Below are 25,643 nucleotides of genomic sequence, written 5' to 3' on the forward strand. Positions count from 1 at the left end.
AACAAGCGCGGCAAGAGCTGTGGAAAGCACGAGCCAACGGGCTCATCGACTGACCCCTGAACAGCCAGCTCACGAACTGTCACTGCCGTACTAGGCCGCGGGCACGACGGTGGACACTACGGCGCTGGGTGTGTGCGGGCTCCGGCGAGCAGGCGTGAACCGACCCACATAACAGGACTCTGAAATACCTGTTTTGGTAGGCTGCCCATGTGCAGCTCAATCAGTCGACGGACATCGGTCTCCGAGTCGTGATGCTCATGGGGACCCGGGACGGTAGGACCACCGTCGATGAACTGGCGCAGTCCCTCGAGGTACCACGGAACCACCTCGCGAAGATCGTCCAGCGGCTCCAGCGTCTGGGGCTGATCGAGACGATCCGGGGCCGTGGCGGCGGTGTCCTGCTCGCGGACGGCGCGAATTCGGTGAGCATCGGTGGCCTCATCCGTCGGCTCGAGGCCGACGAGGAGGTGGTCAGGTGCGATGCGCCCGCCTGCCCACTGCGGGCCGGTTGCCGGCTCCGTGGCGCCCTCCGCCGCGCGCAGGAGGCCTTCTACGCCAGCCTCGACGAGGTGACCATCGGCGATCTGCTGCATCCGCCGACCCGGGATCTGCTCCTGTCGCTCACCACCAGGTGAGTGTCGGGGCCCGCCCCGGGTCATCGATCCACCACAGCTGATCGGAGAAGCCGTGCTGTCCATCAAGCACGAAGCGACCGTGCGCGCCACGCTGCCCGCCGTCCGCGCACACATCGAAACAATCACCGGGCTCTTCTACGACACCATGCTCACCGAGAACCCGGAACTGCTGCGCCTGTTCAGCCGTAGCGCGCAGGCCAGCGGTGAGCAGCGCAAGGCACTCGCCGGCGCCGTGGTCGCCTTCGCAGCGGACCTGGTGGGCGAGGGGGCGCCCTTCGACCCGGTGGTGCGCCGCATCGCGCACCGGCATGCCTCGCTCGGCATCCGGCCGGAGCAGTACACGATCGTCGGTCGATACCTGCTGAACGCGGTCGGCGCCGTGCTCGGCGACGCGGTCACCCCGGAGGTGGCCGCCGCCTGGGACGAGGTCTACTGGCTGTTCGCCTGCCGCCTGATCGGGCTCGAGGCCCGGCTGTACGCCGACGCGGAGGTCGATCCGGATCATCCGTGGCGGGAAGTGGTGGTGAGCCACCGACGCGAGGAGGCACAGGACACCGTCTCGTTCGTGCTGACCAGTGCCGACGGGTCACCGACGCCGAGCTATCGGGCGGGGCAGTACGTCAGTGTCGCCGTCGACCTGCCGGACGGCGGACGGCAGATCCGCCAGTACTCGTTGTCCCAGGCGGCCCACGGGCTGGGCGGGCTGCGGATCACCGTGCGCCGGGTGCGGGGCGTCGGTGGGGCACCGGACGGGGTCGTGTCGAGCCATCTCGTCGACCACGTTCGCACGGGAGACCGGCTGGCGGTGAGCGCTCCCTACGGCGATCTCACCCTGACCGCCGGAACCGCCCCGTTGGTGCTGGTCAGCGCCGGCGTCGGGATCACGCCGATGGCCGCGATCCTCGACCACGTCTCCCGGGCGGAACCGAACCGCGATGTCGTCGTCGCGCACGCCGAACGCAGCCTCGAACGACACTGCCTGCGACCCGACATCATCGGCAGCGGAGCCCGACTGCGCTCCTTCCGGCACCTGGTCTGGTACGAGCAGCCCACGTCGCGCGAGTTCGACGGGTCGACCGAGGTCCGCGCCGGGCGGATCGAGGTCGACGAGATCCCACTGACCCCCGAGGCGCAGGTGTACCTGTGCGGACCGCTCCCGTTCATGCAGGCGGTCCGCGGCCGGCTCCGGGAGCGGGGCGTACCCGGCACCCAGATCCGGTACGAGGTCTTCGGCTCCGACGCGTGGGCCGGTAGCCGCTGACCAGGGCTCGGGTCGAGGTTCCGGGCCTGCCCGGAACCTCGACCTCGCCGCCCGCCCCGTGAGAAAGGAGCGCCGGAGATGGTGACCGACATCAGGGACCGTGGCGACATCGCCGGTATCGTCACCGACTTCTACTCCCGCGCCTTCGCCGACGACCTGCTCGGGCACGTCTTCGTCGATGTGGCGAAGCTCGACCTCGACCGGCACCTCCCGATCATGTGTGACTTCTGGGAGACCGTGATCTTCAAGGCCGGCACCTACCGGCGCAACGCCCTTCAGCTCCACTTCGCTCTGCACCGGCTGGAACCGCTGACCGAACGGCACTTCACGCGCTGGCTCACGCTCTGGGCTGCCACCATCGACGACCGGCACGCCGGGCCCCACGCCGAGTACGCGAAGCTCCAGGCCGGTCGGATCGCCGGGTCGATGCGCCGCCGGCTGGCCGGTCGTCCGCCCAGCCAGAGCCCCGTCCCGGTGGCCGGTCCGACGCTCCGCGCGCACGAAGACCCCCCGCAGGGATAGGAGATGTCGATGAGTCTGCCGTCAGCCCTCGCCACCGCGTAGGCCGGCGTGGCGGCCCCTCAGCCGCCGGTCCACTCGACGGCTCCGTCGGGACGCAGCCGGGCCCCGGCCGCCACGGTATGCGGCGTCAACCGTCCGTCCGGCATGAGGTGACGTACCGGCACGGCACGGCTCAGGATCGTGACGTCGGCGATCAGCCGGCGGTGACAACGCCACCAGACGCTCTCGCTGCACATGACCGCGGTCGGGCTCGACGCGGCTTGTTCGAGCACGAGGTCCAGCGCTGCCAGGAACGGTGGTGTGCGGGTGTGGGCGGCGTAGGCGCGGAACGCGGGGACGGTCCACCACCCGTCGTGTGCCGGTGTACCAGCCGGCAGATGCCGTCGGCCACCGAGGCGCTCCTCCCAGCGGTACTCGATCCCCAGTTCCGGCAGCCACTGCGCCAACGCGTCCCGCCGGACGTCGGGGTTGGCGCGGCTGCCGGGAAAGCGGCGTACATCGACTATCAGACTTACGGCGGCGTCGGTCAGCAGGCGGCCGAGCGCGGCACGGGACAACGGTCCGTGGCCGACCGTCAGTAGGGCCGGCGTGTCGTCTGCCGCCTGCATGACCAGATCATCCCGCGTCGCCGTGAGCGGCGTCGGCTTTCCAGGTCCCTCCTGCCGCGACGCCTGCCGGCCGAGGCCGAGGCCGAGCAGAACGTGAGCATCGCCGGGCATGATGCGAGACGGCACATCCATCTACAGGGGAGGCACGGAGATGGACCACCAGACCGCGCTGGCGTCGCTGTTCCTGCCGGAGGGACGGGTCGACCCGTACCCGGCCTACGACGTGCTCCGGGCGCACTCACCGATCTTCCAGGCGCCCGACGGCCGCTGGTTCGTCACCACCCACGCGCTCACGAACCGGCTGCTGCGCGAGCCGACCCTGCGCATCGCCGACGCCAACGACTACGACGGTTTCTGGCCGGACTGGCGGCGTAACCGCGGCGTCGCCTCGATAGTGCTGTCCATGCTGCAGACCAACCCCCCGGACCACGGCCGGGTACGCCGTGCCGCCTCGGCCACCTTCACGGCCCGCCGCGTCGCCGAGATGCGCGACGTCATCGCAAATCAGGCCGAGGACCTGATCAAGTCGATGCCGGCCAGCGCGGACTTCATGAGCGCCTTCGCGTTCCCGCTGCCCATCGGGGTGATCTGCGCGCTGCTCGGCGTCCCGGAGGCGGACCGCTCGTGGTTCCGGCAGCGGGCCGCGGACCTGACCGTGGTGCTGGAGCCGATCAGCACGGAGGAGGAGATGCGGCTCGCCGACGTGGCGGGCCGGGAACTCGAGGCCTACTTCGTCGACCTGATCGAGGAGCGTCGCCGGGCCCCACAGGAGGACCTGACGAGCGCGCTCGTCGCCGTGCACGACGAGACCGGCGGTACCGGCTTGACCGGCGAGGAGTTGCTCGCCAACCTGGTGCTGCTGCTCGTCGCCGGCTTCGAGACCACCACGAACCTGCTCGGCAGCGGCATCAAGCTCCTGCTGGAGCGTCCTGAGCAGGCGGACCGGTTGCGGGCCGACCCGCACCTCGCGCCCGCGTTCGTCGAGGAGATCCTGCGGTACGACTCCCCGGTGCAGCTCACCGGCCGGCTCACGACCGTTCCACTGGACCTCGGCGACGGGCTGAGCCTACCGGGCGGCGCGGACGTCACCATGCTGCTCGGCGCCGCCAACCGGGACCCGGCCCGCTACCCGGACCCGCACCGGTTCGACCCGGACCGTCCGAACATCCAGCCGGTCTCGTTCGGCGGTGGCGCACACTACTGCCTCGGGGCGCCGCTGGCCCGGCTGGAGGCCCAGGTCGCGTTCCCGCTGCTGCTGACCATGCTGCCCCGGCTGAGCCTGGCCGGTCCGGCCGAACGCCGCGACCGCCTGGTGCTGCGCGGCTACGCCACGCTCCCGGTCACCACTGGCTGACAGCGAGGTCGGTGCAGTACGCGATGGTCGCGTCGTCCGCCGTCACCGCGTGACGCGCCTCCGCCTGCCGGACCCGACGGATGATCTCGGCGGGGCCGCTGGACGCCAGGACCGTCAGGACCTCCGGCCAGTCGGCGAGGGCGAACCGGTCCACGATGCGGCTGGCTCCGTTGCTGAGCAGTACGGCACTGGTCAGCTCGGCGGCCGGACAGCCGCCGGTGATCGCCTCCTCGGCCGCGCGTGGATCGTCCTTGGCGACCCAGAAGCCGCCCGGCTGGTTCCGGTTGGCGCGCAGTTCCCGCAGGAGCCGGTGGTGCTCGGCGCTGCCCTCGACGGTGGCCTCGATCGCGGACTGGTACGACCGGCTGACGACCACTTCGCGGGGATCGGAGATCACGAGTGGCGTGCGGTCCGTGCGGTCGAGGACGAGGACCGAGTCGCCGAGCACCAGGTGCTCGACGCGGCCGCCGACCACACGCAGGATGGCGACGGTGGCCGAGGGACTGATGGGGTTGGCGACGTCGCAGGTGTCCCGATGCTCGTCCGTCACCTGCTCGATGGCCTCGGCGAGGAGCGTCGCGAGGCTGGCGTCCCGCGCGAGTGACACCAGGCCGAGGAGGCTGCCGCCCAGGCGGTGGGCGTACCAGGCGACGCCGTGCCGGCAGATCGATTCGGTGCCGGGAATGCCGGCGCCGTCGATCAGCACCACGGCCGTCGGCACCGCACCGGCGAAGTCCTCGTTGACCCGGCCGGTCCGTGCCACAGCGGTCGTCATCGTCACTTGCATGTCGGGTCGCCGCCTCTCGCCGATCGGGGCGCGGATCGTGCAGCCGCCGCGCGGTCGGAGCGTACGCATTGAGGGCTTGACACGCGCGCCGACCGCCGGGAAAGGATGGGCGATGACGTCAGCCCTCTCGACGCCGCCCACCATCCCGGCCGGCACGCTGGCCGCCGGCCCGCAACCCGTGCTCGCGGCCCCCGCCGATCTGCTGCTGCGCCCCTGGGAAGCGACCGACGTCCCGGTCTTCCTCGCCGCCTATCGTGACCCCGAGATCCAGCGATGGCACACCCGCCGGCCCGCGTCCGAGGAAGAGGTCCGGGCATGGTTCGACCGGTATCGCCAGGACTGGGCGCAGGAGAAGGGCGCACATTGGGCCGTCACCCGCGGCGGTGGCGAGGTGCTGGGGCGCATCGCGATGCGCGGGATCGACCTCGATGACGGTGTCGCCGAGTGCGCGTACTGGGTACTCCCAGCCGCCCGTGGTGCGGGCGTAGCGTCCGGCGCGCTCACGGCCCTGAGCGACTGGGCCCTCGGCGAGGCCGGCTTCCACCGCCTGGAGTTGGATCACTCGACCCGCAACCTGGCCTCCTGCCGGGTGGCCGTCAAGTCCGGTTTTCTCCTGGAGGGCACCAAGCGGAGCGACGCCGTCCACTCCGACGGCCGACACGACATGCACCTGCACGCCCGCATCCGGGGCGACGAGCCGAGCGCCTGATCATTTCGCCTGCCGGGTGTCGAGGTGGGCGCGCAGCGCCGCGGCGATCTCGCCGGCGGCGACGAGCTGATCCGGGGTGAGCGCGTCGACGAAGAGTTCGCGGATGGCGCGCAGATGCGGCACGGTGGATCCGCGAAACGCTTCGGCGCCCGCAGCCGTGAGGTGGACCTCCGCTCCGCGCGGATCGGTCGCGCACTCCTGCCGGCGGATGAGGCCGCGCCGCTCCATCCGCCCGAGGTGATGGGAGAGCCGGCTGCGTTCCCAGCCGATGTGCGCCGCGAGTTCGGAGGAGCGCATCTGCTGTTCCGGGGCTTCGGTGAGGGCGAGCAGTACGGCGTAGTCGCCCGGCGACAGCGCGGACTCGCTCTGGAGGCGTGACGCGATTCGGGACCGGAGCACGTCCGTCGTCTCGATGAAGTCGCGCCAGATCCGGAGCTCCTCCGCGGTCGGCAGTTGGCGTCCGCCCTGCCGCGGTGTGTCCTTCGTCATGTTCGCCTCCCGGGTTGACATGTCAATCCAAAGCTAACATGTTTGACATGTCAATCGTCGAGGGAGCTCGGCGGTAGGGGGTACCCCGACTGGTGCGAGCGTGAGGAGGAGACGGTGACGACCGAAGGCTTCGAACTGGGGCTCGACTCGTTCGGAGAGGTGGCCACGGACGGCGGCCGGCTGCTCAGTGATGCCGAGACCGTGCGGCTGCTCGTCGACGAGGCGCGGCTCGCGGAGTCGGTCGGGCTGGACGTGTTCAGCGTGGGTGAGCACTACCGGGAGGGTCACAACGACTCGGCGACGCCGGTGCTGCTCGCGGCGATCGCGACGGCGACCGAGCGGATCCGGCTCGGCACCTCGGTCACGGTGCTCAGCACCAACGATCCGGTACGGCTCTACCACGAGTTCTCGACCCTCGACGCGGTGTCGAACGGCCGCGCCCAGATCGTCCTCGGACGCGCGTCGGCGACCGAGTCGTTCCCGTTGTTCGGCTACGACCTCGCGGACTACGAGCGGCTGTTCGAGGAGAAGCTCGACCTCTTCGTACGGCTTCAGCAGGACGAACCGGTCACCTGGTCCGGTACCGTCCGCAGCCCGCTGGTCAGGCAGCGACTTCATCCGCGGATGCGCCCAGGCGGGATCCCGACCTGGATCGGCGTCGGCGGGAGCCCGAACTCGGTGATCCGCGCCGCCCGCTACGGACTACCGCTCATGCTCGCGATCATCGGCGGGCGTCCACAGCGGTTCGCCGGACACGTCGACCTCTACCATCGGGCGCTCGAACAGTTCGGGCATCCCGTGCAGCCGATCGGGCAGCACTCGCTCGGCCTCGTCGCGGACACCGACGAGGAGGCCGTGGAGACCTGGTGGCGGTACTGGCAGCCGGTCGTGACGGCGCTCGCCGAGGAACGCGGCTTCTACAAGCCGGACCGCAGGCGCTACCAGGCCGAGATCGACCAGGGGGCGCTGTTCGTCGGATCGCCCGAGACGGTCGCACAAAAGATCGCGACCGTGGCCCGTGACCTGCGGCTGAACCGCTTCGACCTGAAGTACGACATCATGCACCTGCCTCGCGAGGCACGCGCGCGCACCATCGAGCTGCTCGGCAGCGAGGTCGCTCCGCGGGTCCGCGAGCTGCTAGCGAAGGAGTCCGCCCATGTCTGACCTCGAGTTCGGTCTCGACACCTTCGGTGACGTGCCGGAGGACGACGCCGGTAGGCCCGTCTCCCACGCCGTGGCGATCCGGCAGGTCGTCGAGGAGGCGGTGCTCGCGGACGACCTCGGCGTCGATGTCATCGCCCTCGGCGAGCACCACCGGCCGGAGTACTCGGTGTCGACGCCGGAGACCGTGCTGGCGGGAATCGCCACCCGTACCTCGCGCATCCGGCTCGCGTCCGGCGTGACCGTGCTGAGTTCGGACGACCCGGTCCGGGTGTTCCAGCGCTTCGCGACGGTGGACGCGCTGTCGAACGGCCGCGCCGAGGTCATCCTCGGACGCGGCTCGTTCACCGAGTCCTTCCCGCTCTTCGGCTACGACCTGCGCGACTACGACGTGCTCTTCGAGGAGAAGATCGAGCTGTTCGCGAAGCTGCTGGAGGAGAAGCCGGTCACCTGGAGCGGCAGCGTCCGTGCCCCGCTCGAGAACGCCGACGTCTTCCCGAAGACCGAATCGGGTCACCTCAACACCTGGGTCGGCGTCGGTGGTTCGCCGCAGTCGGTCGTGCGTACCGCCCACTACGGTTTCCCGCTGATGCTCGCCATCATCGGCGGCAATCCGGAGCGCTTCGCGCCCTACATCGACCTGTACCGGCGGGCGGCCGAGCAGTTCGGCACGACCGCGTACCCGGTCGGGATGCACTCGCCGGGCTTCATCGCCGACACCGACGAGCAGGCGAAGGAACTGTTCTGGCCGCACTACCGGGTCATGCGGGATCGGATCGGCAAGCTGCGCGGCTGGCCGCCGATCCGCCGCGAGGAGTTCGACTCCGAGGTGGCGCAGGGTTCCCTCTACATCGGCTCGCCGGAGACCGTGGCCCGCCGCATGGCGGGTGCGATCCGCAGCCTCGGCGTCGGCCGGTTCGACCTCATCTACACCGCCGGCGCGCAGCCGGTGAGCGCCCGGATGCGTGCCGTGGAGCTGTACGGCAGCAAGGTGATCCCGATGGTCCGCGACATCCTGGCCGGCTGACCGGTTCCACGGACTTCAGATCAGAATCCGGAAGGAAGACATGGACGACAGCGTCCGGAACGCGCCACAGACCCTCGGCATCCTCGGTGCCGGCAAGGTGGGCACCGTGCTCGCCCGCCTTGCCGTCGCCGCCGGCTACCGGGTGCTCATCGCCGGATCCGGTGACCCGGCGAGGATCGCCCTCACCATCGAGGTGCTCACACCCGGAGCCGTCGCCACCACCGCGGCCGAGGCTGCCGGCGCCGACATCGTGATCCTCGCCCTTCCGCTGGGCAGGTACCGCAGCATTCCCGCCGAGGCGCTGCGCGGCAAGCTCGTCGTCGACGCCATGAACTACTGGTGGGAGATCGACGGGATCCGCGACGACCTCACCGACCCGCGCACCTCGTCGAGCGAGACCGTCCAGGCGTTCCTGCCCGATTCCCGCGTCGTCAAGGCGTTCAACCACATGGGATATCACGACCTCGAGGACGAGGCGCGGCCCGCCGGCGCCGCCGGCCGCAAGGCCATCGCGATCGCCGGCGACGACACCGCCGACCTCGCGGTCGTCGCATCCCTCGTGGACCGGCTCGGCTTCGACCCGGTCGTCGCCGGCCCGCTGGCCGAGGGCGTACGGCTCGAACCGGGTAGCGAGTTGTTCGGCGCCAACGTGAGCGCCGACGAGGTGCGGGCCATGCTCGACCGTTTTCCGGACTCGGAACGCGGCCGGGCCGTTGCCGCCGCGCGAGCCGGAAGCCCGGAAGGGACGGCCTGACCGGACGAACGGGCCCCTCACCTGGAAGATGCTGGTGAGGGGCCCGCCGGCTGGTCTACCCGATCGGCAATGCTTCCCGGTCAGAAGCCCAGGGCGTCCCTGCCTCCGACGACCGGAAGCGTCACGGTGCTGCCGTTCAGGTACACCGTGATCTCGCTGCCGATGGCGGCCGTGTCACGGGCCGGCCGGTTCGACGACGGGTTCGCGTCGTAGTTGCCGGTGATGACGAGCCCGATCCGGTGCCCGGCCGGGATCACGTGCTCGGACGGAAGGGTCTTCCACTTCACGTTGTACTGCTTGCCGGGCGTCAGCGGCTGGCTCCGCCGCAGGTCCGGCGAGTTCTTGACGTCGATGTGGCCCCACGCCAGGACGCGCTCGGGGGTGATCTCCACGTTCGTCTCCATCGGTTCGGCGCACCCGGTGCCGCTGGCCAGGTCCGCAGGCTCGCACGACTCCTGGACCACCTCCAGCGGCTCCTTGCCCGCCACGGTGACGGTCGGCCCCGCGCCGTAGTCGACGAGCATGGCCGACAGCAGCGCGGTCTCGGCCGTCGTCGACATCCGGACCGCCAGCTCGGGCGTGCCGGAGAGGCGTACGTCGGACGCGAGCGGCGGAGTCACGTAGGCGAGCCGGCCCGGCTTGGCCTGCTCGGCGTTGCCGACCTTGATCGCCTGCGACTCGCGCTGGTCGACGAAGCTCTGCGTGGGGTTGCCGCCCGGCGCCTGCGAGGACAGGGTGCCCGCCGCGCCGTCCGTGGTCGGGCCGAAGCTCAGGTCGACGTCCTTGGCGTCGGCGTCCGGCCAGGTCGAGTGGGTCTCCCAGCTGCCGTCGGGACGCTGGATGTCCGCCATCGGTTCGTCCATGACCCCGTTCGGGATGTCGTACAGCCAGTAGTCCATCCACCGGTGCATGACCGCCTGCCACTCCGGCAGCCGGAAGCTGGTCGGGTTCACGTGCGCGCCGCGGTGCAGCCAGATCTTGCGGGGCATGTTGCGCTTCTCGATCTCACGCCAGAGGTCGGCGAAGTGCATGGTCTTGACGTTGAAGTCGGTGAGACCGTGCACCATGAAGACGGACGTGCCGACCGTCTTGATCTTGTTGGCGTCCGGTAGGTAGCTCCGCTCCTGCCAGAACGGGGTGAAGTCGGAGGCGCTGGCCTCCTCGGCGTCGCCGATCCCGGTGATGACCGACTCGCAGGCCGGCGCCGAAACCGAGCCGGGGAGTGTCCGGCCGACGGAGACGTAGTCGGCGAGGTACTCGGTGTACCGGAAGTCGACGTTCTCGCTCCAGGTCGACCAGGCGACCCCCTGGTCGTTCACGTACCGGTACCAGCTGGAGATCGCGGAGATCGGCACCACGGTCCGCAGGCCGGGCACGCCCTGGGTGGCGACCGCGTTGGGCAGGGTGCCGACGTACGAGACGCCCTGCATGCCCACGTTGCCGGTGCTCCAGTCGGCGACCGCCACGCTTCCGTCGTGGTGGAAGCCCGGGGCGCGCCCGTTGAGCCAGTCCACGACCGCCTTGATGCTGATCGTGTCCTCGGGCCCGCCGGTGGTGGGGCAACCGAACGATCGGGACGTGCCCTGCATCTCCACCTGCACGACGGCGTAGCCCCGGGGGACGAAGTACTCGTCCCACCAGCCGGGGAAGCCGCGCGTCTGATCCGGCAGTGGATCACCGGCGTCCCGGCCGAAGTACGGGCTGGCCTCCATGATGATCGGCACCCGCATGCCCGCCTCGGTCTCCGCCGGCCGGACCACGTCGACCGCGATCAGATCCCGGCGGCCGTCGGCGTCACTGTCCATCGGCGCCTCGACGTAGACGACCTCCTGAATTGCCTCGTCGTACGAGAAGACCGGCTGGGTCACCCCGTTCTCGAGCACGATGCCGGGCGCTTCCACCTCGGCGCTCGCCACTGCGGGCGCACTCACGATCGCCATTCCGACGATCGCTCCGACGGCTGTCAATCGCCGCGCAAATCCCATGCCCCTACCTCCGTCAGCTCCAGAGACACATGGCTGATGAATGGTCATCGATATCTGTCGGCCGGGTCAATGACCATCCGTAGCGGGTGGGCTCTGCTCGGTTACGACATATGTCGTGCCGCACCGGCCGGCGGGGCGGGGAGCTACCCCGTTCCCCGGGCCGGCAACTAGCCTGCGCAGATGCGACACATCCTCGCGCCAGGCGACGAGACGCTGCACGGACACTTCTCCCCGGACCTTCCGCCGGTGCTCACCATCGACGCGGGCGACACGGTCACCTACCGCACGCTGGACTGCTGGTGGTCGGCCGGCCCGTACGAGGGAGGGCGGAACCGGGATCGGGCCCGGGTCCCGCAGTACCAGCCAGACCACGGGCATGCGCTGATCGGTCCGGTCGCGGTCCGCGGCGCCCGCGCCGGCCAGACCCTCGAGGTACGCATCGACGCGGTCGTCCCGGCAACCTGGGGAACCACAGTGGCCGGCGGCTGGCCGAGCGGACTCAACGAGCGGTACGGCGTCGAGGACGAGGGCGTGGTGCACGTCTGGGAACTCGATCCGGTGGCGATGGTCGGCCGCAACCAGCACGGTCACACGGTGGCGTTGCGTCCCTTCATGGGGGTGCTCGGCATGCCGCCCGCGGAGCCGGGCCTGCACTCGACGGTCCCGCCCCGTCCCTGGGGCGGCAACCTGGACTGCAAGGAGCTGACCGCCGGCAGCACCCTGCTGCTGCCGATTCCGGTCGACGGAGCGCTGTTCTCGGTAGGGGACGGACACGCCGCGCAGGGAGACGGGGAGGTCGGCGGCACCGCGATCGAATGCCCGATGGAAGAGGTGCGCCTGACCGTCGACGTACGCGACGACTTCCCGGTCACCGGCCCGGTGGCCCGTACCGCGGACGCCTGGCTGACGCTCGGCGTCGGCGCGACCCTCGACGACGCCACCTTCATGGCGCTGGACTCGATGCTGACCCTGATGCAACGGCAGCACGGGCTCAGCCGCCCCGACGCGGTGGCGCTGGCCAGCGTCGCGGTCGACGTGCGGGTGACGCAGATCGTCAACCAGACCGTCGGCGCGCACGCGGTGCTCCGCGACGGCGCGCTGCGCTGATCCCGACGCGGGTCGCCACCGGGTGGCAGTGCGGCCGTCGGACCGGGCAGGATCCGGAGCGTGTTGCTACTCGTTCCTTCGGATCCGCTGCGACCGCGCCGTCCCGATGAGCACTTCGCCGCGGAGGCGCGGGCGGCCCGCGAGGCCGGTCTGACCGTCGCTGTGGTTGATCACGACGGGTTGGCTCGGGGTGAGGAACCGGAGCGAGCCGTGCCGTCCCTGCCCGTCGGGGAGACCGCCGTCTACCGGGGCTGGATGCTCACCAGCGATCGGTACGCTGCTCTCGCGCAACTGCTCGCCGAGCGTGGCGTGACTGCGCGCACGAGCGCCGAGCAGTACCGCCGGGCACACGAGTTGCCCGGCTGGTATCCGGCGCTGGCACCGGTGACGCCGCGCTCGGTGTGGACGACAGGCCCGGGCCGTGCGGACTTCGACCGCGCGCGGCTCGAACTCGGCGCCGGCCCGGCAGTCCTGCGCGACTACGTGAAGTCGGCCAAGCACCACTGGGACGAGGCGGCGTTCATCCCGGACATCGCGGATGCCGACCACGCGTGGCGGGTGGCCTCCCGGATGAGGCAGCTGCGGGACGACGACTTCGTCGGCGGGTTCGTGCTGCGTGAGTTCGAGTCGTTCACCTCGGCGGAGGTGCGGACCTGGTGGGTGGAGGGCAGGTGTGTCCTGGTGGGACCGCACCCGGACACGCCGGAGGCGCGACCGACGGGCCGGCTCGACCTGGACTGGCTCGCCCCGTTCGTCGGTGCGGTGGCCCTGCCGTTCGTCACCGTGGACCTCGCGTTGCGCGCCGACGGTGTGTGGCGGGTCGTGGAACTCGGTGACGGGCAGGTCAGCGACCGGCCGGCCGGCGTCGCGCCCGCGGAGATCATCGCGGCCCTGGCCGGGGGAGAAGCCGCCGTCCGGGCTTGAGCCGTCGGGAGTGGGTCACCCGACAAAACGCGGCGGGCAGTGCGTGTGACGCCGCCGGGAACCGCCATGATGGGCCGGTGAGAATCTTGTCCATCCAGTCTTCGGTCGCGTACGGCCACGTCGGCAACTCGGCGGCCACTTTCCCCCTTCAGCGGCTCGGGCACGAGGTCTGGCCGGTGCTGACGGTTCACTTCTCCAACCACACCGGGTACGGCGCGTGGCGCGGGCCGCTGCTGGCGCCCGCCGACGTGGCCGAGGTGATCGCCGGCATCGAGGACCGCGGGGTCCTCGGCAGCGCCGACGCGATGCTGTCCGGCTACCAGGGTGATCCCGCGATGGGCGCGGTGATCCTCGACGCGGTGGACAAGGTCAAGGCGGCCAACCCCGACGCGGTGTACTGCTGCGACCCGGTGATGGGTGACATCGGCCGTGGGATGTTCGTCCGGCCCGGCATCCCGGAGTACATGCGCGACGTCGTCGTCCCGCGCGCGGACATCATCACCCCGAACCACTTCGAGCTGGACTTCCTCGCCGGCCGGACGACGAACTCGTTGGCGGAGGTGCTGGACGCCGTCGACACGGTGCGCGCCACCGGGCCGCGGCACGTCCTGGTCACGAGCGTGCTGCACGGCGACGTGCCGGAGGGGTCGCTGGAGGTGGTGGCGGTCTCGGACGAGGGCGCGTGGGCGGTCACCACGCCGCTGCTGCCGATCAACCCGAACGGCGGCGGCGACATCACCGCCGCGCTGTACCTGGCGCACCTGTCGACGACCGGCTCGCCCGCGACGGCCCTGGAGCGCACCATCGCCTCAGTCTTCGCCGTACTCGAGGCGACCCTCGCGGCGGGTACCCGGGAGATCCAGCTGATCGCGGCCCAGGACGCGATCGCCGAGCCACCGGCGAGCTTCACCGCCCGGCGGCTGCGCTGACCCGGCGGCCTGCCGACCGGTCCCGAGTCTCCGAACAGGTCGGGGCGGCTGCTCGACAGATCGCAGCACGTTGAGATCTTGGCCTGAGCCGGCGACATCCGGTGGGACTGCGGACAGCTTGTCCCGTCCGTAGGGTCGAACACCGTGACGGGCATGAATCGGTGGCTCGAGCGCCGGGCGTGGCGCTGGGGTGTGGCCGTACTGGTGGTGGTAGGGCTGGCGGTGTGGCTCTATCCGCCCGCGCACTTCTGGGGGCCGAGGCCGTATCGGCATCCGGACGGCATCTTCGGGGTGACGCGGGGGGATTTCGAGGAGGACATGCTGCCGCACTACCGGCTCAGTCTCCCCTGCGACGTGGATGGCCTCCGTTACAGCAATCCCGAGGACATGACCGGGCCGATGGGGGAGTTGTACCTGCACTTCACCACGTCACAGGAGTGCCTGGACCGGATCCTGGCTGAGTTCAGCGCGGTGCCCGCACAGCCGTCCGCCATGGCGCCGACCGACGACGCCTTTCCGTTTCCGGCCTCCGCGGTGCCGGACACGTTCGGGTGGCGTTTCGACGCGGAGTCCTATCTGGTGTTCCAGCGGCCAGGAGATCCGGTGGACGGCGACGTGGTCGTGCTCCGCGAGGACGAAGGCCTTTCGGTCTACCTGCGCGCCCGCTACGGCTACTGATGCCGCCGTGGACCGCGGCGCTTCGGTTTGATCACCGGCGTACGTCGACGTTCCCTCTCGTGGGTCCGCTCAGGCCGGTGCGGCGACGATCAGCCCGGCCGGCGCGGCCAACGGCTGGTGCTCCACGAGCCGCCAACCGGTCGCGTCGAGCCACTGCTGCGCGTCACTCGCCTCGTAGGTGTCGCCGCCGCTGATGATGAGGAACTCACCCCCGCCGAGGCGGGTCGCGGGGTGGGGCGCCGCGGCGTCGCGCCACCAGTCGACCAGCAGCAGCCGGCCGTCCGGCGTGACGGCCTCGCGCAGCCGGGCAAGTAGTTCGAGGTTGCGCTCCGGAGAGAAGAGGTGCAGGAAGTTGGCCACGATCACCACGTCGTGCCCGTCCGGCAGCGGATCGACGAACGCGTCCGCGCTCACCAGGTCGAGCCGGTCGGCGAAGGCGTCAGCGGCGACCTTCTCCCGGGCCACCGCCACCACCTCGGGCAGGTCGAGCAGGGTCGCGGTGAGGTGCGGGTAGGCCCCGAGGAGAGGCTTGGCGAAGGTGCCGATGCCGCCACCCACGTCGAGCACCCGGCGGTGGGGGCTGAAATCGAAGGTCTTGGCGAGGTCGACGGCCGTCTCCGCGGTCACCAGCGCCACCGACGCCTCGTACGCCTGGACCTGCTCCTCGGTGAGGTCGCCCCGGACGCCCTGCCTGGTGCGGAACGCGGTGGACGCTCGGGACCAGGCCGAATAGCTGACCAGGTCCCAGTAGGTCAGCATGGGACGCATGTCGAGCGGGCCGCGCTCAGCGAGAAACGCCTCGGTGTCGGGGGCGTTGCGGTAACGCTCACCGTCGTGTTCGAGCAGACCGGTGGGGACCAGCAGGTCGGCGAGCGCGCGGGCGCTGCGCACCGGGATCCGGCAGCGTTCGGCGATGGCCGGCGCGGTCGCTCCCTCGGCGGGAATGGCGGCGAAGAGGCCGACCTCGGCGGCGACGAAGAGCGCCTTGGCGGTCATGAAACCGGCTGCCACGCCGGTGATCCGCGCGGGGCTCAGCGGCGCCGCCGGGTCTGCGGCGTCCGGCCCGGTCCCGTCGGACGGCGGTATGAACACACGCTGGATCTGCTGCTCGGCCACGCGTCCCCCGAAGATGGTCGATCATCGATGCATGTCGCCTCATGCTACGGCGAGGCGGCAGGCGTGACCACCCCTCTCGAAAGTCGCGCCCGGTCGATGCGATGGCGGGGATGCTCAGGCCGGGCGAAGCGGTGTGGCGGCGGCCGCCGACCCGGCCGGGCGGGTTCAGCTCGCCGTCTGGCCGGGCAGGCCGCCCCACGGTAACCGGGGCGGGTTCATGGACAACCGCACCTGATAGTCGAGGGCGCTCGTCTCCCTGCCCCAACGGGGCATGCCGGCCGGCAGATCCGAAGGGTCGAGCTGCACCTCGATGATGGTCAACCGGTCGGGTGTGCCGGACAGACCGGCGAAGACCCGGGCAAGCTCGCCTTCGGTGGCGACCACGTGCGAGTTGATCGGCGCGTTCCGCGCGAACACCGACGGCAGTTCGGCGTAGCGCCAGTTGTCAATGTCGTTGTACGGCTGGTGCGGGCCGTCGACCGCTCGCTCCACGGTGTACCCGCCGTTGTTCAGCACCAGAATGATCGGGCGTTGTCCGGTGGCTAGCATCCGGCTGATCTCCTGGGCGGTCAGCTGGAGTGAGCCGTCGCCGGTGATGAGGACGACCCGGCGGTCGGGTCGTGCCATCCCCGCGCCGAACGCGGCCGGCGTCGCGTACCCGATCGCGCCCCAGAGTGGCGCCGGCAGGACGTCCGTGCCGGGCGGGTGGCGTTGGCGAGCAACTGCCGGGCGGCACCGACGAACGCGTCGAGCCGTTCCGGGTCGACTGCTGGCTCAGGTGGGGTGAGTGGCGACGAGGGCGGCGCCGCCGGCTGCCGGGCGACGTCGCCCGGCAGCCGGATGTAGACCGGTCGCCGGGCCAGCCAACCTTCACGCAACACCCGGTCGATCTCGCCGCTGGCGTTGTCTGCGGTCAGGCTGGTCTGAGCCACCGTCACCTCACGGCCGATCCGGACCCAACGGTCGTAATCGCCGTCCCCGAGCGAATGGTGCATGGCCGCGTGCCGCTCCATGATCCGGACCGGTGGCCCGCCCACGATCGGGACGATCGGCACGGACTCCGCCATCGCTCCGGCGAGGCCGCACACCGCGGAGAGCTCACCTGGGCCGAAGGTGGTGACGATCGCCGCGATGCCGGCCAGTCGGGCGTAGCCGTCGGCGGTATAGGAGGCGTTCAGCTCGTTGCAACTGCCCACCCACTCGATCCCCGGAAACGCCTCGATCTGGTCGAGGAACTCCATGTCGGGATCAGCTGAGGATCCGGAATCGTTCGCGGGTAGGGCGTTCATTCCGCCACGTTGATCACGACCTTGCCGTTGGCGGCGCCGGACTCCACGACGGCGTGGGCGTCGGCGACGGTGTCGAGGTCGAACTGCCTGGGGTCGAGCAGGGGCTTCAACCTCCCCGCGTCGGCCAGGGCGGCCACCTCGCGCAGGATCTCGCCGTGGTGCTCACGTCCGCGGCCGGTCAGCATCGGCAACAGGGTGAACACCCCGGAGTAGCTGGCGCCGCGGAACGACAGCGGCGCCAGGCTGTGGGTACCCCAACCGAGCGCGCTGACGACGTGGCCGGTGTAGGTCCGGACCGCGCTGAAGGACAGGTCGAGGGTGGCGCCGCCGACGGTGTCGAAGACGACGTCGAAGCCCTCGCCGGCGGTGTGCTCGGCGACGTACTCCTCGACTTGGTTGGTGGTGTAGTCGATGGGAGTCGCGCCGAGCCGGGCGATGGTCGCCAGGCTTCGGGTCGATCCGGTGGCGAAGACCTCGGCGCCGAGCGTGCGGGCGATCTGGATGCCCAACTGTCCGACGCCGCCCGCACCACCGTGCACCAGCACCCGCTGACCCGCGCGGACCCGCGCCCGGTCGACGAGCGCCTCCCAACTGGTGATGGCGGCCAGCGGCAGGGCGGCGGCCTGACGCAGGCTGAGCGACGCCGGCTTACGGGCGAGCAACCGGGCGTCCACGGCTGCGTACTCGGCGAGTGATCCCGGTAGGTCCCCGACGCCGCCGGTGAGTCCGTACACCTCGTCGCCAGGGGCGAAGCCGGTGACCTCCGGACCGACCTCCGCCACGACACCGGCCAGGTCCAGGCCGAGTATGGCCGGCAGCAGGTTCCGGGCATGGGGGGCCTTCCCCGCCCGGATCTTGGTGTCCAGCGGGTTGACGCCGCTCGCCGTGACCTTCACCAATACCTGTCCGGGGCCGGGTGCGGGCTTCTCGACCTCGTCCAGGACCAGCGGGCCACCGAATTCGTTGAGCACCAGAGCGCGCATGGCGCTACCTCGTCTTCCGTTTGCATCTGTACCGGTGTGGTAAATGGGCGGGTGGGCCGGCTGCCGAACGTCGATCAGACGGTGTGCTGGGCGACGAGCGACCGGGCGGCCGATCTCGCCTCGTCCACTACCGCCCGTTCCTGCGACAGCCGGCCTGCGGCCAGTGCGCCGTCGATCAGGAGCCCGATCTGTCGGGCGAGCGCCTCGGGGTCGGCGGCACCGGCCTGGGTCGATACCTCCACCAGCCACCTCTGCCGGCGCTCGGTGTGACCCACGGTGATTGCGCGGGCCTCGGAGTCGAGTGACGTCTCGACGGCCGCGCTGACGAAGGGGCAACCGAAGAACCCGTGCCGGTCGAAGGCGTCCAGCAGCGCGTCGAAGAGCCCGACCAACTGGTCCGCGGGCCGGTCACCCGCCCGCTCGGCAGCGGCCTGCAACTGCGCCATCCAGGAGTCGTCGGTACGCCGTAGGTAGGCGGCGATCAGCTCTTCCTTGGTGCGGAAGTGCACGTACAGCGTCGACTTGGCGACCCCGGACTCGGCGATGACCTGATCGATGCCGACACCGCGTAGCCCATGCCTGTAGAACAGCTTCGCGGCTGTGGCGAGAATCCGCTCCTCGGTGGTCGTCTTCCTCGTCTTCGTGACCATGACCCCTCCCTTAATCGAACAGACTAGTCCGTTCGATTAAGGGTCGAGGTGTGTTTGCCATCACCCTGCCGCAGTCGTCGGCAGTTCACTCGTGTGACGAAATCTGAACGCACCTGAGGTTCTCTCGCCGGACGGTGCGACCGTGAACGCCGAGGGCCGTCGGGTGGTCGTCCGCTCGATCCGGCCACCCTGCGGCCGACGCCCTGGACCGACGCGATTCGCGCGGAGCTGAGAAGCCGCGCCCGCCGACGCCTGACCCGGGCGCCCCCGATCGACCGAGAGGCCGGCCGGCCGTAGACCTGAGCCGGGACGGTGGGCCGGCCGGAACGCGCAGGTCCGATCAGGCGACCTCGGTCAGGTCGAGGCGGCGCGATGACCCGCCTAGGCTGAGGGCGTGATCGAAGCCGGCAGCCGCGTGCGCAGCCAGCCGCCTCCGCCGGACATCGTCTTCGAAGCGCTCACCGAGCCCGACCGGGATCCGGCGCGTCCCTGGCTGCGCCTGCTCGACGATGAGCGATCGCCGCAGATCCTGAGCGCCGACCGTCCGCACCTGGTCGTCTGGTCATCGCTCTGGCCGCGGCGGCCGGACGCCCGGGTACGTTTCGATCTTGAGCCCGACGGCGGTGCCGGCACGCAGTTGCGCTGGACGCTGCTGGTCGCCGAGCCGCTGCCCGACGCGTCGCTCCTGGGACACCTGCGCAAGCGGCTCAACGAACTGGTCAACGCGAACCTGCGCTACACCTTCGGTCAGTAGGCGGCCCCACGCTCGGGGAACGGGCGACCAGCGAGGCCGAGGAACGCCACGTCGAGTTCCCCGACCGTCAGTGACCTGGCCAGACCGGCCGACCCGTCCGACTCCGCCGTCCGCAGCCAGAGCCGGACCAGCGGATGCCGGGCGTGGAACTCGCCTAGCAGGCCCGCGAAGTCGATCCCGCCGACGCCGCTGAGACAACCCAAGGCGATGGTGCCGCCGAGTTCCTTGCCGACCTGCTGGACCGCGTCCCGGGCCGCGCGGGCGGTGTCCAGGGTCGCCCGGGCCTTCGGCGCCAGCACCTCCCCGGCGGCGGTCAGCACCACCCGGCGGGCGTTGCGTTCGAAGAGCACCGCGTCCAGCTCCCGCTCCAGTGCGGAGATCGCCGCCGAGACGGCCGACTGGACGACGTGCAGCCGGTTGGCCGCCCGGGTGAAACTCTGCTCGGCCGCGACCGCGAGGAAGTACTCCAGCTGCCTAGGAGTTGCAGGCCACCAGGCCCGAGGGACGGTCCACCGGGGACCGCCGCCGGGCGTCGGGTCCGGTACGGCGCGACGCCTCGGCGGCCATGGTCCGACTGGTCGGTCCCAACTCAGCGGGGGGCAAGGCGCGGCCCGAGCAGGTCGGCCAGCCCGATCCGGGTGAGCAACTCGGCCCGTACCCGGTCGGCGACCGCGTTGACCACCTCGGCCCCGTCGTCGGAGGGATCGATGTGCCTGCGGAACGGGCGCTTGCCGGCCGGGGAGTCCACCACCTCGACGATGGCCTCGGCGACCGACTCGACGTTCGCGTCCGGCGGTTCGATCTCGGCCAGCCGCTGGCCGACCTGCTCCACCAGTCCGGGGTAGAGCTCGTCGTACGCGGCGACAGTGGCCTGGTCGGCGGGGTGGCCACCGTTGGCGAAGTGGTTGGTGCCCTTGGTGAAGGCACCCGGGACGATGATCGAGGTTTCGATGCCGAACCGGGCGAGCTCGGCGGCGTAGCTGACCGCCAGCGCGTCCATGCCGGCCTTCGCGGCGAAGTACGGCGCCAGGTAGGGCGGGGTGCCACCGCGGGTGCTGGAGCTGCCGACCCAGACCACGAGACCGTTGCGCTGGGCCCGAAGGTGCGGCAGCGCGGCCCGGTTGAGGCGCTGGGTGCCGAGCACGTTCGTGTCGTAGACCGCGGCCAACTCCTCGGGGGTGAAGGCCTCCGCCGGACCGGTGACCATGTGGCCGGCGTTGTGGATCAGGACGTCCAGCCGGCCCTGTTCGGCCAGGACGGTGGCGATCGCGGCGTCCGCCGACGGCTGCGACGACACGTCGAGTTCCACCGTGCGCAGGTCGACGCCGTGTTCGGTGGCGTACTCCTCGGCGGCCGCGACGGCCCGGACGTTGCGTCCGGCCCGGTCACGCATCCCGGCGTACACGGTGTGACCGGCGCGGGCCAGCGCCCGGGCGGCGAGTGCGCCGAATCCGCTGGACGCACCGCTGATGACGATGATCTTGCTCATGTGGGAGACCTCGGATGTGGTGAGGGAGAGCGCCTTCGAATGCGGGGCGGACGCCAGGACCCGGCGGCTGCCGGGGGCGAAAGCGGCGGTCAGATGGCACCGCCGTTGGCGTACACCACCTGGCCGTTGATCCAGCGGCCCGGACCCGCGAGGAACGCCACGATCGGGGCGACGTCCTGCGGCACGCCCATCCGTCCCAGCGGCGGCTCGGCGGCGATCCGGGCGATGGTCTCCTCGTCCTTGCCGCGCAGGAACAGTTCGGTGCCGATGGGGCCCGGGGCGACCGTGTTGACCGTGATGTCCCGACCGCGTAGCTCGCGGGCGAGGATCAGGGTCATCGCCTCGACCCCGCCCTTGGCGGCGGCGTAGGCGGCGTATCCCGGCCGGCTGAACTTGGTGATCGAGCTGGAGGTGTTGATGATCGCGCCACCGGCCCGCACCCGGCGGGCGGCCTGCTGGGTGACGACGAACGCGCCACGCAGGTTGACGCGGATCGTCCGGTCGAGGATGTCCAGGTCGAGATCGACGAGCGGACCCATCGGCATGACCCCGGCCATGTTCACCACCACGTCGACCCCACCGAACTCCCGCTCCGCCGCGTCGAACATCGCGGAGACGGCGTTCTCGTCGGCGACATCGGCCTGGAACGAGATCGCCTTCGCGCCGATGCCGGCCAGCGCGGCCATCGTCGCGTCCGCGTCCGCCTTGTTGTCCGCGTAGTTGACGACCAGGGCGTAACCCTCCTCGGCGAGCTGCTGTACGACCTGCCGGCCGATGCCCCGGGAGCCGCCGGTGACGATCGCTACGCGCTCTGCGTTGCTCATGTGGATCCTCCGTTGACCCGTGTTCATTTCTTGACGGGTCAAGCGTTGCGCGGCAGAAGCATCAAATCAAACGAATCATTCTGATGATCAGCATCAGTTGGATTGATCCGGAGACGAGGCGGATCTGGCCGGGTTCGCGCGTTGGCGTGGCAAAAGGCTACCCGGATACCAGTCACCACGGCCCGCGTCCGCGAGTTGACCGGTCATGCCGGAGGCGTCACCGGATCGAGAGATCATCGTCGGATTGCTCACGCGTGCCCGTCAGCCGTTCGGCGCCGGTCATCGGCGACGTCGCGACCGGACCGGGGCGTAGGCGTGCCACGGCACGGGAGCCGCGCGGCCGTACCGTCGCCGGCGTTCGGCGGGACCCGCGATCCGGGCCGGCTGGTCGCGTTCAGCGACGCGGTTTTCGCCATCGCGGTGACCCTGCTCGTGCTCGACATTCGGCCGCCGGAGGACTTCCGGCGGCTGTTGCACGGGCTGGGCCTGCTCTGGCCGTCGTACCTGGCCTACTCCGTCACCTTTCTGATGATCGGGCAGATCTGGGTCAACCACCATGTGATGTTCGATCACATCCGGATGGTGGATCGGCTGCTGATGTTCCTGAACACCCTGCTGTTGATGGATGTCGCGTTTCTGCCGTTCGCCGCTTCGGTCCTGTCCGACGCGTTCCACTCCGGCGATGGCCAGCGTGGCGCCGTCGTCTTCTACGGCGCCACGATCGAGTTGGCTGCGATCCTCTTCAACATCATCTGGGCGTACGCCCGCCGCGGGTTGCTCGGCTCCACCATCGACGATGCCGGTGCCAGGTTCGTCGCCCGCCGCTTCCGGGTCGCGATCGTCTGGATCGGCGCCGGGATGCTGGTCGGGGCGTTCCTGCCGCTGCTCGGGGTGGTGGTGATAGCCGCCTTCATCCCGGCCTACTGGTTACCGATCCGGGGTGAGCGCACCGGAGCCGGCTGAGCGTTCCCGCCGCAGGTGCGGGTCAGGGTTTCCGGGCCACCGCGCCGTACGCGTCGATTCCCACGGCGCCGGCGTCGTCGGGACGCCACAGCGGGATCGGCACCAGGCCGGGCTCGACCATCGTGAGACCCGGGGTGCGGTCCACTGGCGACAAAGCACGCTCGTCCGGCCGGCGTCACCGTCGCCGGGTCAGTTCGTGCACGGCTGCACCGAGGCGTATGACCGCGGTGCCGACGGCCAGCCCCGCGACGACGATCAGTGTGTGGGCGAGATCCGTCGCGTACAACATCGCCTGGGCCAGCCCGACACCGCCGAACGCCGCCGGTAGCGCCCGGAGCGCGCCGACCGCGAGCGCCACACAACCGACGACCCAGCCGGCGGTGCCGGCGATGATCCGCCGGCGCGCCGTCCTCGATCTGTCTCGCCGCCGCCACAGGATCCGTACAGCCGTCCAGATCAGGAGGCCCAGCAGCAGCGCACCGACGACGACCAGCCCGAGCAGCAGCCGGTTGAGGACGGGATCCGGGGCGCCCGGCACCGCTTCGCCGCCCTGCATGATCCGGGCGACGTTGAACGCTGCCGAGGCCAGCGGCCAGTCCATGGACAAGCCGTAGACGTTGGACATCACCAATACGGCCAGGTCGGATTCCGGTATGAGAAGAAGGTGGCTGAAGTAGTGCGGAGTCGCCCCGGCGTGCCAGACGATGTGATCTCCGGGGCCGTCGAGGACACTCTCCCGCCAGCCCAATCCGTAACGGCCGCCGCCGTCGGTGGTGACCTGACCGGTGTGCAGTTGTGCGATGCCCTGTGGCGAGAGGACCGAGGCGTCGCCGTACCGGCCGTCGTTCAACTGGGCGATTGCGTAGTGCGTCAGGTCGTCCAGGCTCATCGCCAGATAGCCGTGTGGCAGACCGGCGGTGTCGAAGGGAGGGTCGAATCGCTGCGGGCGGCCGAAGTAGTAGCGGTGCCCGGCCGGCAGGCCGAACGTGCGGGCCTCCACCTCGTCGGTGACGGCGTGGGTCATGTTGAGTGGGTCCAGCACGCGACGGCGCAGGTAGGAGCCGAACGACTGCCCGGCCACCGCCTCGACGAGCGCGCCGAGCACCATGTAGTTGGCGTTGCTGTACTGGTACGCCTCACCCGGCGGCACGGTCGGCGCGACCGTCGCCAGCTCCCGTACCGTCCTGGTCAGACCACCGGGGGAGTTGTCGAACCGGTCGAGCAAGCCCCGGTCCACCACATCGGGCAGCCCGCTCGTGTGGTTCAGCAGCTGCCGTACGGTGATGCGGGCGGCGACCGACTCGTCCGCCAGCCGCAGCCAGGAGACATAGCGGCGCGCCGGGGCGTCCAGCTCGACCCGCCCTGCCTCCACGAGTTGCATGACGGCCAGTGCGGTGAACGACTTGCTCACCGAGCCCAGCACGAAAGGGGTCTGCGGGGTGATCGACCCGCCGTCGCCGTCGACGCCCCAGGCGTTCTGACCTATCACCTGGTCATCCCGAACGATCGCGTACGCCAGGCCCGGTATCCGGTTGTCAGTCATGTGCTGGCGCAAGTATTCCGCCGCCCTCCCGACCCGGTCGCCGAGCGACCTGTCGCCGGTCGGGTCAGCGGCCGCCGGGGCGGCCACGGCCAGCGGCAACAGCAGCGCCGCGACGGCCGCCAGCGATCTGTTCCTCGTCCCTGCCCGTGCACCCGAACGCATGGCGGTCCTTCCGTCGAAAGGTTGCCCGGCGCGGGGCACGTCAACCGATCTGGCTCAACAGGCGTTCCAGCTCGCCGAGGCGCTGCTTCACCGCCGCCAGTTCGTCGTTTGTGGTGACCATCTGCGAGCGCAGCGCCTTGAGTTCGGCGGCGGTGGCCCGGACGGCGTCCGCCATCCGCGCCTCGGCTTCGGCGGTGCGCTCGGCCAGCGCCTGGTACCGCTCCGCCCCTGCTGAGGATCGCCGGGCCCGATAGAAGCCGAGTCCGACGAAGCCGAGAATGGCTACCAGAGCCACTACCAGCACTGTCGAGGCGATGGTGGCCGTGTGTGCGATGTCCAGGTCGGCGCTCAGCAAAGTGCTCATCTAGCTCTTGTCCTCTCCCGATCCACCGGATTGCGGGCCACCGGTGCCCGCCCCGCCCGTCTCCACCTGCTCCGACTGAGGCGACCGCATGGCCTCGGTGATCGCCTCCGGCGTCAGGCTCAGTACGAACGGCACCAACTCGAAGTACTTCACCGAACTGCCGTCACGCGTCGTCTCCAGCGTTCCCGTCACCAGGCCGGCCGCCTCCAACCGCTGCAGGTGCATGTAGAGCAGCGGCCGGTTCATCTGCAGTTGTCGAGCCAACTGGCTGACGTAGACACGGCTTCCGGCGAGCGCCGCGATGATTCGCAGTCGATGCGGGCTCGCCAGCGCGTTGAGCACCTGCAGGAGCTCTTCGCTCGAGGACGGAGCCTGGGTCATCCCGCTGGTTCCCTTCCGGGGCTGTCTGTTTGTGCTGACACCCCTGTCAGAACAGACTGACACCCCACCTGGCCCCCGTCAATCCCCACCAGCCCCCCAGCGACGGCAACCTCCCGCGCACTTTCACGGAAAGAGTGGCCTCCGGATATCGGATGGCCGCTCTTTCCGTGAAAGAGGCGTTTGAGGGGAGGGGTG

30 protein-coding genes are annotated in these 25,643 nt (G+C 70.4%); 14 read left to right on the forward strand and 16 right to left on the reverse strand.

What is annotated here, in order from left to right; genetic code table 11:
• Nucleotides 1-209 precede the first annotated feature (209 nt).
• From BXA10_RS09780 to BXA10_RS09790, 3 genes are all read left to right on the forward strand, one after another.
• Entirely contained in the window at nt 210-635 is a 426-nt protein-coding gene (locus tag BXA10_RS09780) for an RrF2 family transcriptional regulator (protein ID WP_076469980.1), read from the forward strand.
• A gap of 52 nt (nt 636-687) precedes the next feature.
• Nucleotides 688-1,896: a globin domain-containing protein gene (locus BXA10_RS09785; RefSeq protein WP_076469981.1), complete on the forward strand. Its 1,209-nt coding sequence runs from the start codon at nt 688-690 to the stop codon at nt 1,894-1,896.
• Between the two features lie 78 nt (nt 1,897-1,974).
• A complete protein-coding gene (locus BXA10_RS09790) occupies nt 1,975-2,418 on the forward strand; it encodes a group III truncated hemoglobin (RefSeq protein WP_076469982.1) in 444 nt (147 codons plus the stop codon).
• 59 nt (nt 2,419-2,477) lie between these two features.
• Here the strand turns inward: BXA10_RS09790 and BXA10_RS09795 are convergent, their stop codons facing one another.
• On the reverse strand, nt 2,478-3,026 hold the full coding sequence (locus tag BXA10_RS09795) for a DUF488 domain-containing protein (RefSeq protein WP_076470252.1): 549 nt from the start codon (nt 3,024-3,026) through the stop codon (nt 2,478-2,480).
• 151 nt (nt 3,027-3,177) lie between these two features.
• Here BXA10_RS09795 and BXA10_RS09800 point away from each other — a divergent pair, with 151 nt between their 5' ends.
• Nucleotides 3,178-4,380, forward strand: a complete 1,203-nt coding sequence (locus tag BXA10_RS09800; protein WP_076469983.1) for a cytochrome P450 — start codon at nt 3,178-3,180, stop codon at nt 4,378-4,380.
• Here BXA10_RS09800 and BXA10_RS09805 read toward each other — a convergent pair.
• Nucleotides 4,367-5,155, reverse strand: a complete 789-nt coding sequence (locus BXA10_RS09805; protein ID WP_076470253.1) for a protein phosphatase 2C domain-containing protein — start codon at nt 5,153-5,155, stop codon at nt 4,367-4,369. The genes BXA10_RS09800 and BXA10_RS09805 overlap by 14 nt on opposite strands.
• Before the next feature lie 124 nt (nt 5,156-5,279).
• Here BXA10_RS09805 and BXA10_RS09810 point away from each other — a divergent pair, with 124 nt between their 5' ends.
• Nucleotides 5,280-5,876, forward strand: coding sequence for a GNAT family N-acetyltransferase (locus BXA10_RS09810; protein ID WP_076469984.1), 597 nt, complete (start codon nt 5,280-5,282; stop codon nt 5,874-5,876).
• Here BXA10_RS09810 and BXA10_RS09815 read toward each other — a convergent pair whose 3' ends face one another.
• Nucleotides 5,877-6,365: a MarR family winged helix-turn-helix transcriptional regulator gene (locus tag BXA10_RS09815; RefSeq protein WP_076470254.1), complete on the reverse strand. Its 489-nt coding sequence runs from the start codon at nt 6,363-6,365 to the stop codon at nt 5,877-5,879.
• A gap of 114 nt (nt 6,366-6,479) precedes the next feature.
• Between BXA10_RS09815 and BXA10_RS09820 the strand changes: the two genes are divergently transcribed.
• The 3 genes from BXA10_RS09820 to BXA10_RS09830 are packed head-to-tail and all read left to right on the forward strand — an operon-like array spanning nt 6,480 to nt 9,307.
• Nucleotides 6,480-7,529, forward strand: coding sequence for an LLM class flavin-dependent oxidoreductase (locus tag BXA10_RS09820; protein ID WP_076469985.1), 1,050 nt, complete (start codon nt 6,480-6,482; stop codon nt 7,527-7,529).
• Nucleotides 7,522-8,553, forward strand: a complete 1,032-nt coding sequence (locus tag BXA10_RS09825) for an LLM class flavin-dependent oxidoreductase (RefSeq protein WP_076469986.1) — start codon at nt 7,522-7,524, stop codon at nt 8,551-8,553. The genes BXA10_RS09820 and BXA10_RS09825 overlap by 8 nt, the downstream gene beginning before the upstream one ends.
• A gap of 40 nt (nt 8,554-8,593) precedes the next feature.
• The gene (locus BXA10_RS09830; protein WP_076469987.1) at nt 8,594-9,307 is read left to right on the forward strand and encodes an NADPH-dependent F420 reductase; all 714 of its coding nucleotides are present in this window, start codon (nt 8,594-8,596) and stop codon (nt 9,305-9,307) included.
• Nucleotides 9,308-9,387: 80 nt separating this feature from the next.
• Here BXA10_RS09830 and BXA10_RS09835 read toward each other — a convergent pair whose 3' ends face one another.
• A complete protein-coding gene (locus tag BXA10_RS09835) occupies nt 9,388-11,247 on the reverse strand; it encodes a CocE/NonD family hydrolase (RefSeq protein ID WP_175649156.1) in 1,860 nt (619 codons plus the stop codon).
• A gap of 225 nt (nt 11,248-11,472) precedes the next feature.
• Between BXA10_RS09835 and BXA10_RS09840 the strand changes: the two genes are divergently transcribed.
• The 4 genes from BXA10_RS09840 to BXA10_RS09855 all read left to right on the forward strand — a co-directional run bounded on the left by BXA10_RS09840 (nt 11,473) and on the right by BXA10_RS09855 (nt 14,930).
• On the forward strand, nt 11,473-12,399 hold the full coding sequence (locus tag BXA10_RS09840) for an acetamidase/formamidase family protein (RefSeq protein ID WP_076469989.1): 927 nt from the start codon (nt 11,473-11,475) through the stop codon (nt 12,397-12,399).
• Nucleotides 12,400-12,459: 60 nt separating this feature from the next.
• Complete coding sequence (locus BXA10_RS09845; protein ID WP_076469990.1) at nt 12,460-13,323, forward strand: ATP-grasp domain-containing protein; 864 nt, start codon at nt 12,460-12,462, stop codon at nt 13,321-13,323.
• A gap of 77 nt (nt 13,324-13,400) precedes the next feature.
• Complete coding sequence (pdxY, locus tag BXA10_RS09850) at nt 13,401-14,252, forward strand: pyridoxal kinase PdxY (protein WP_076469991.1); 852 nt, start codon at nt 13,401-13,403, stop codon at nt 14,250-14,252.
• Between the two features lie 153 nt (nt 14,253-14,405).
• Entirely contained in the window at nt 14,406-14,930 is a 525-nt protein-coding gene (locus tag BXA10_RS09855) for a hypothetical protein (protein ID WP_076469992.1), read from the forward strand.
• 69 nt (nt 14,931-14,999) lie between these two features.
• Here the strand turns inward: BXA10_RS09855 and BXA10_RS09860 are convergent, their stop codons facing one another.
• The 5 genes from BXA10_RS09860 to BXA10_RS09880 all read right to left on the reverse strand — a co-directional run bounded on the left by BXA10_RS09860 (nt 15,000) and on the right by BXA10_RS09880 (nt 18,968).
• Nucleotides 15,000-16,046, reverse strand: a complete 1,047-nt coding sequence (locus tag BXA10_RS09860) for a methyltransferase (protein WP_084752507.1) — start codon at nt 16,044-16,046, stop codon at nt 15,000-15,002.
• Between the two features lie 165 nt (nt 16,047-16,211).
• Entirely contained in the window at nt 16,212-16,733 is a 522-nt protein-coding gene (locus BXA10_RS32105; RefSeq protein ID WP_342742879.1) for a thiamine pyrophosphate-dependent enzyme, read from the reverse strand.
• Complete coding sequence (locus BXA10_RS32110) at nt 16,616-17,335, reverse strand: thiamine pyrophosphate-binding protein (protein ID WP_245828199.1); 720 nt, start codon at nt 17,333-17,335, stop codon at nt 16,616-16,618. Before BXA10_RS32110 ends, BXA10_RS32105 begins: the two co-directional genes overlap by 118 nt.
• Nucleotides 17,332-18,318 (reverse strand): zinc-dependent alcohol dehydrogenase family protein, encoded by a 987-nt coding sequence (locus BXA10_RS09875; protein ID WP_076469995.1) that lies wholly within the window; start codon nt 18,316-18,318, stop codon nt 17,332-17,334. Before BXA10_RS09875 ends, BXA10_RS32110 begins: the two co-directional genes overlap by 4 nt.
• Nucleotides 18,319-18,392: 74 nt before the next feature.
• Nucleotides 18,393-18,968, reverse strand: coding sequence for a TetR/AcrR family transcriptional regulator (locus BXA10_RS09880; RefSeq protein ID WP_076469996.1), 576 nt, complete (start codon nt 18,966-18,968; stop codon nt 18,393-18,395).
• 394 nt (nt 18,969-19,362) lie between these two features.
• On the opposite strand from BXA10_RS09880, the gene BXA10_RS09885 reads away from it, so the two are divergent.
• A complete protein-coding gene (locus BXA10_RS09885; RefSeq protein ID WP_076469997.1) occupies nt 19,363-19,722 on the forward strand; it encodes an SRPBCC family protein in 360 nt (119 codons plus the stop codon).
• Here BXA10_RS09885 and BXA10_RS09890 read toward each other — a convergent pair.
• The 3 genes from BXA10_RS09890 to BXA10_RS09900 form a co-directional block, all read right to left on the reverse strand.
• Nucleotides 19,716-20,315 (reverse strand): LysR family transcriptional regulator, encoded by a 600-nt coding sequence (locus BXA10_RS09890; RefSeq protein WP_342742880.1) that lies wholly within the window; start codon nt 20,313-20,315, stop codon nt 19,716-19,718. The two genes, BXA10_RS09885 and BXA10_RS09890, sit on opposite strands and share 7 nt — an antisense overlap.
• On the reverse strand, nt 20,312-21,211 hold the full coding sequence (locus tag BXA10_RS09895) for an SDR family oxidoreductase (RefSeq protein WP_076469999.1): 900 nt from the start codon (nt 21,209-21,211) through the stop codon (nt 20,312-20,314). Before BXA10_RS09895 ends, BXA10_RS09890 begins: the two co-directional genes overlap by 4 nt.
• Before the next feature lie 89 nt (nt 21,212-21,300).
• Nucleotides 21,301-22,035, reverse strand: coding sequence for an SDR family oxidoreductase (locus tag BXA10_RS09900; RefSeq protein WP_175649157.1), 735 nt, complete (start codon nt 22,033-22,035; stop codon nt 21,301-21,303).
• A 315-nt stretch (nt 22,036-22,350) separates the two neighbouring features.
• Here BXA10_RS09900 and BXA10_RS09905 point away from each other — a divergent pair, with 315 nt between their 5' ends.
• Nucleotides 22,351-22,998: a TMEM175 family protein gene (locus BXA10_RS09905; RefSeq protein ID WP_076470001.1), complete on the forward strand. Its 648-nt coding sequence runs from the start codon at nt 22,351-22,353 to the stop codon at nt 22,996-22,998.
• A gap of 22 nt (nt 22,999-23,020) precedes the next feature.
• Here the strand turns inward: BXA10_RS09905 and BXA10_RS30800 are convergent, their stop codons facing one another.
• From BXA10_RS30800 to BXA10_RS09920, 4 genes are read right to left on the reverse strand one after another with little or no spacing between them, the layout of a single operon-like run.
• Entirely contained in the window at nt 23,021-23,152 is a 132-nt protein-coding gene (locus BXA10_RS30800; RefSeq protein ID WP_217696752.1) for an SAM-dependent methyltransferase, read from the reverse strand.
• A 21-nt stretch (nt 23,153-23,173) separates the two neighbouring features.
• Nucleotides 23,174-24,703: a serine hydrolase domain-containing protein gene (locus BXA10_RS09910; RefSeq protein WP_076470002.1), complete on the reverse strand. Its 1,530-nt coding sequence runs from the start codon at nt 24,701-24,703 to the stop codon at nt 23,174-23,176.
• Between the two features lie 40 nt (nt 24,704-24,743).
• On the reverse strand, nt 24,744-25,067 hold the full coding sequence (locus tag BXA10_RS09915) for a hypothetical protein (protein WP_076470003.1): 324 nt from the start codon (nt 25,065-25,067) through the stop codon (nt 24,744-24,746).
• Nucleotides 25,068-25,448: an ArsR/SmtB family transcription factor gene (locus BXA10_RS09920; protein ID WP_076470004.1), complete on the reverse strand. Its 381-nt coding sequence runs from the start codon at nt 25,446-25,448 to the stop codon at nt 25,068-25,070. It lies immediately after the preceding gene.
• Between the last annotated feature and the right edge of the window lie 195 nt (nt 25,449-25,643).

It is taken from the genome of Micromonospora avicenniae, from assembly GCF_900156065.1.
In the GTDB taxonomy this organism is placed as follows: domain Bacteria; phylum Actinomycetota; class Actinomycetes; order Mycobacteriales; family Micromonosporaceae; genus Micromonospora; species Micromonospora avicenniae.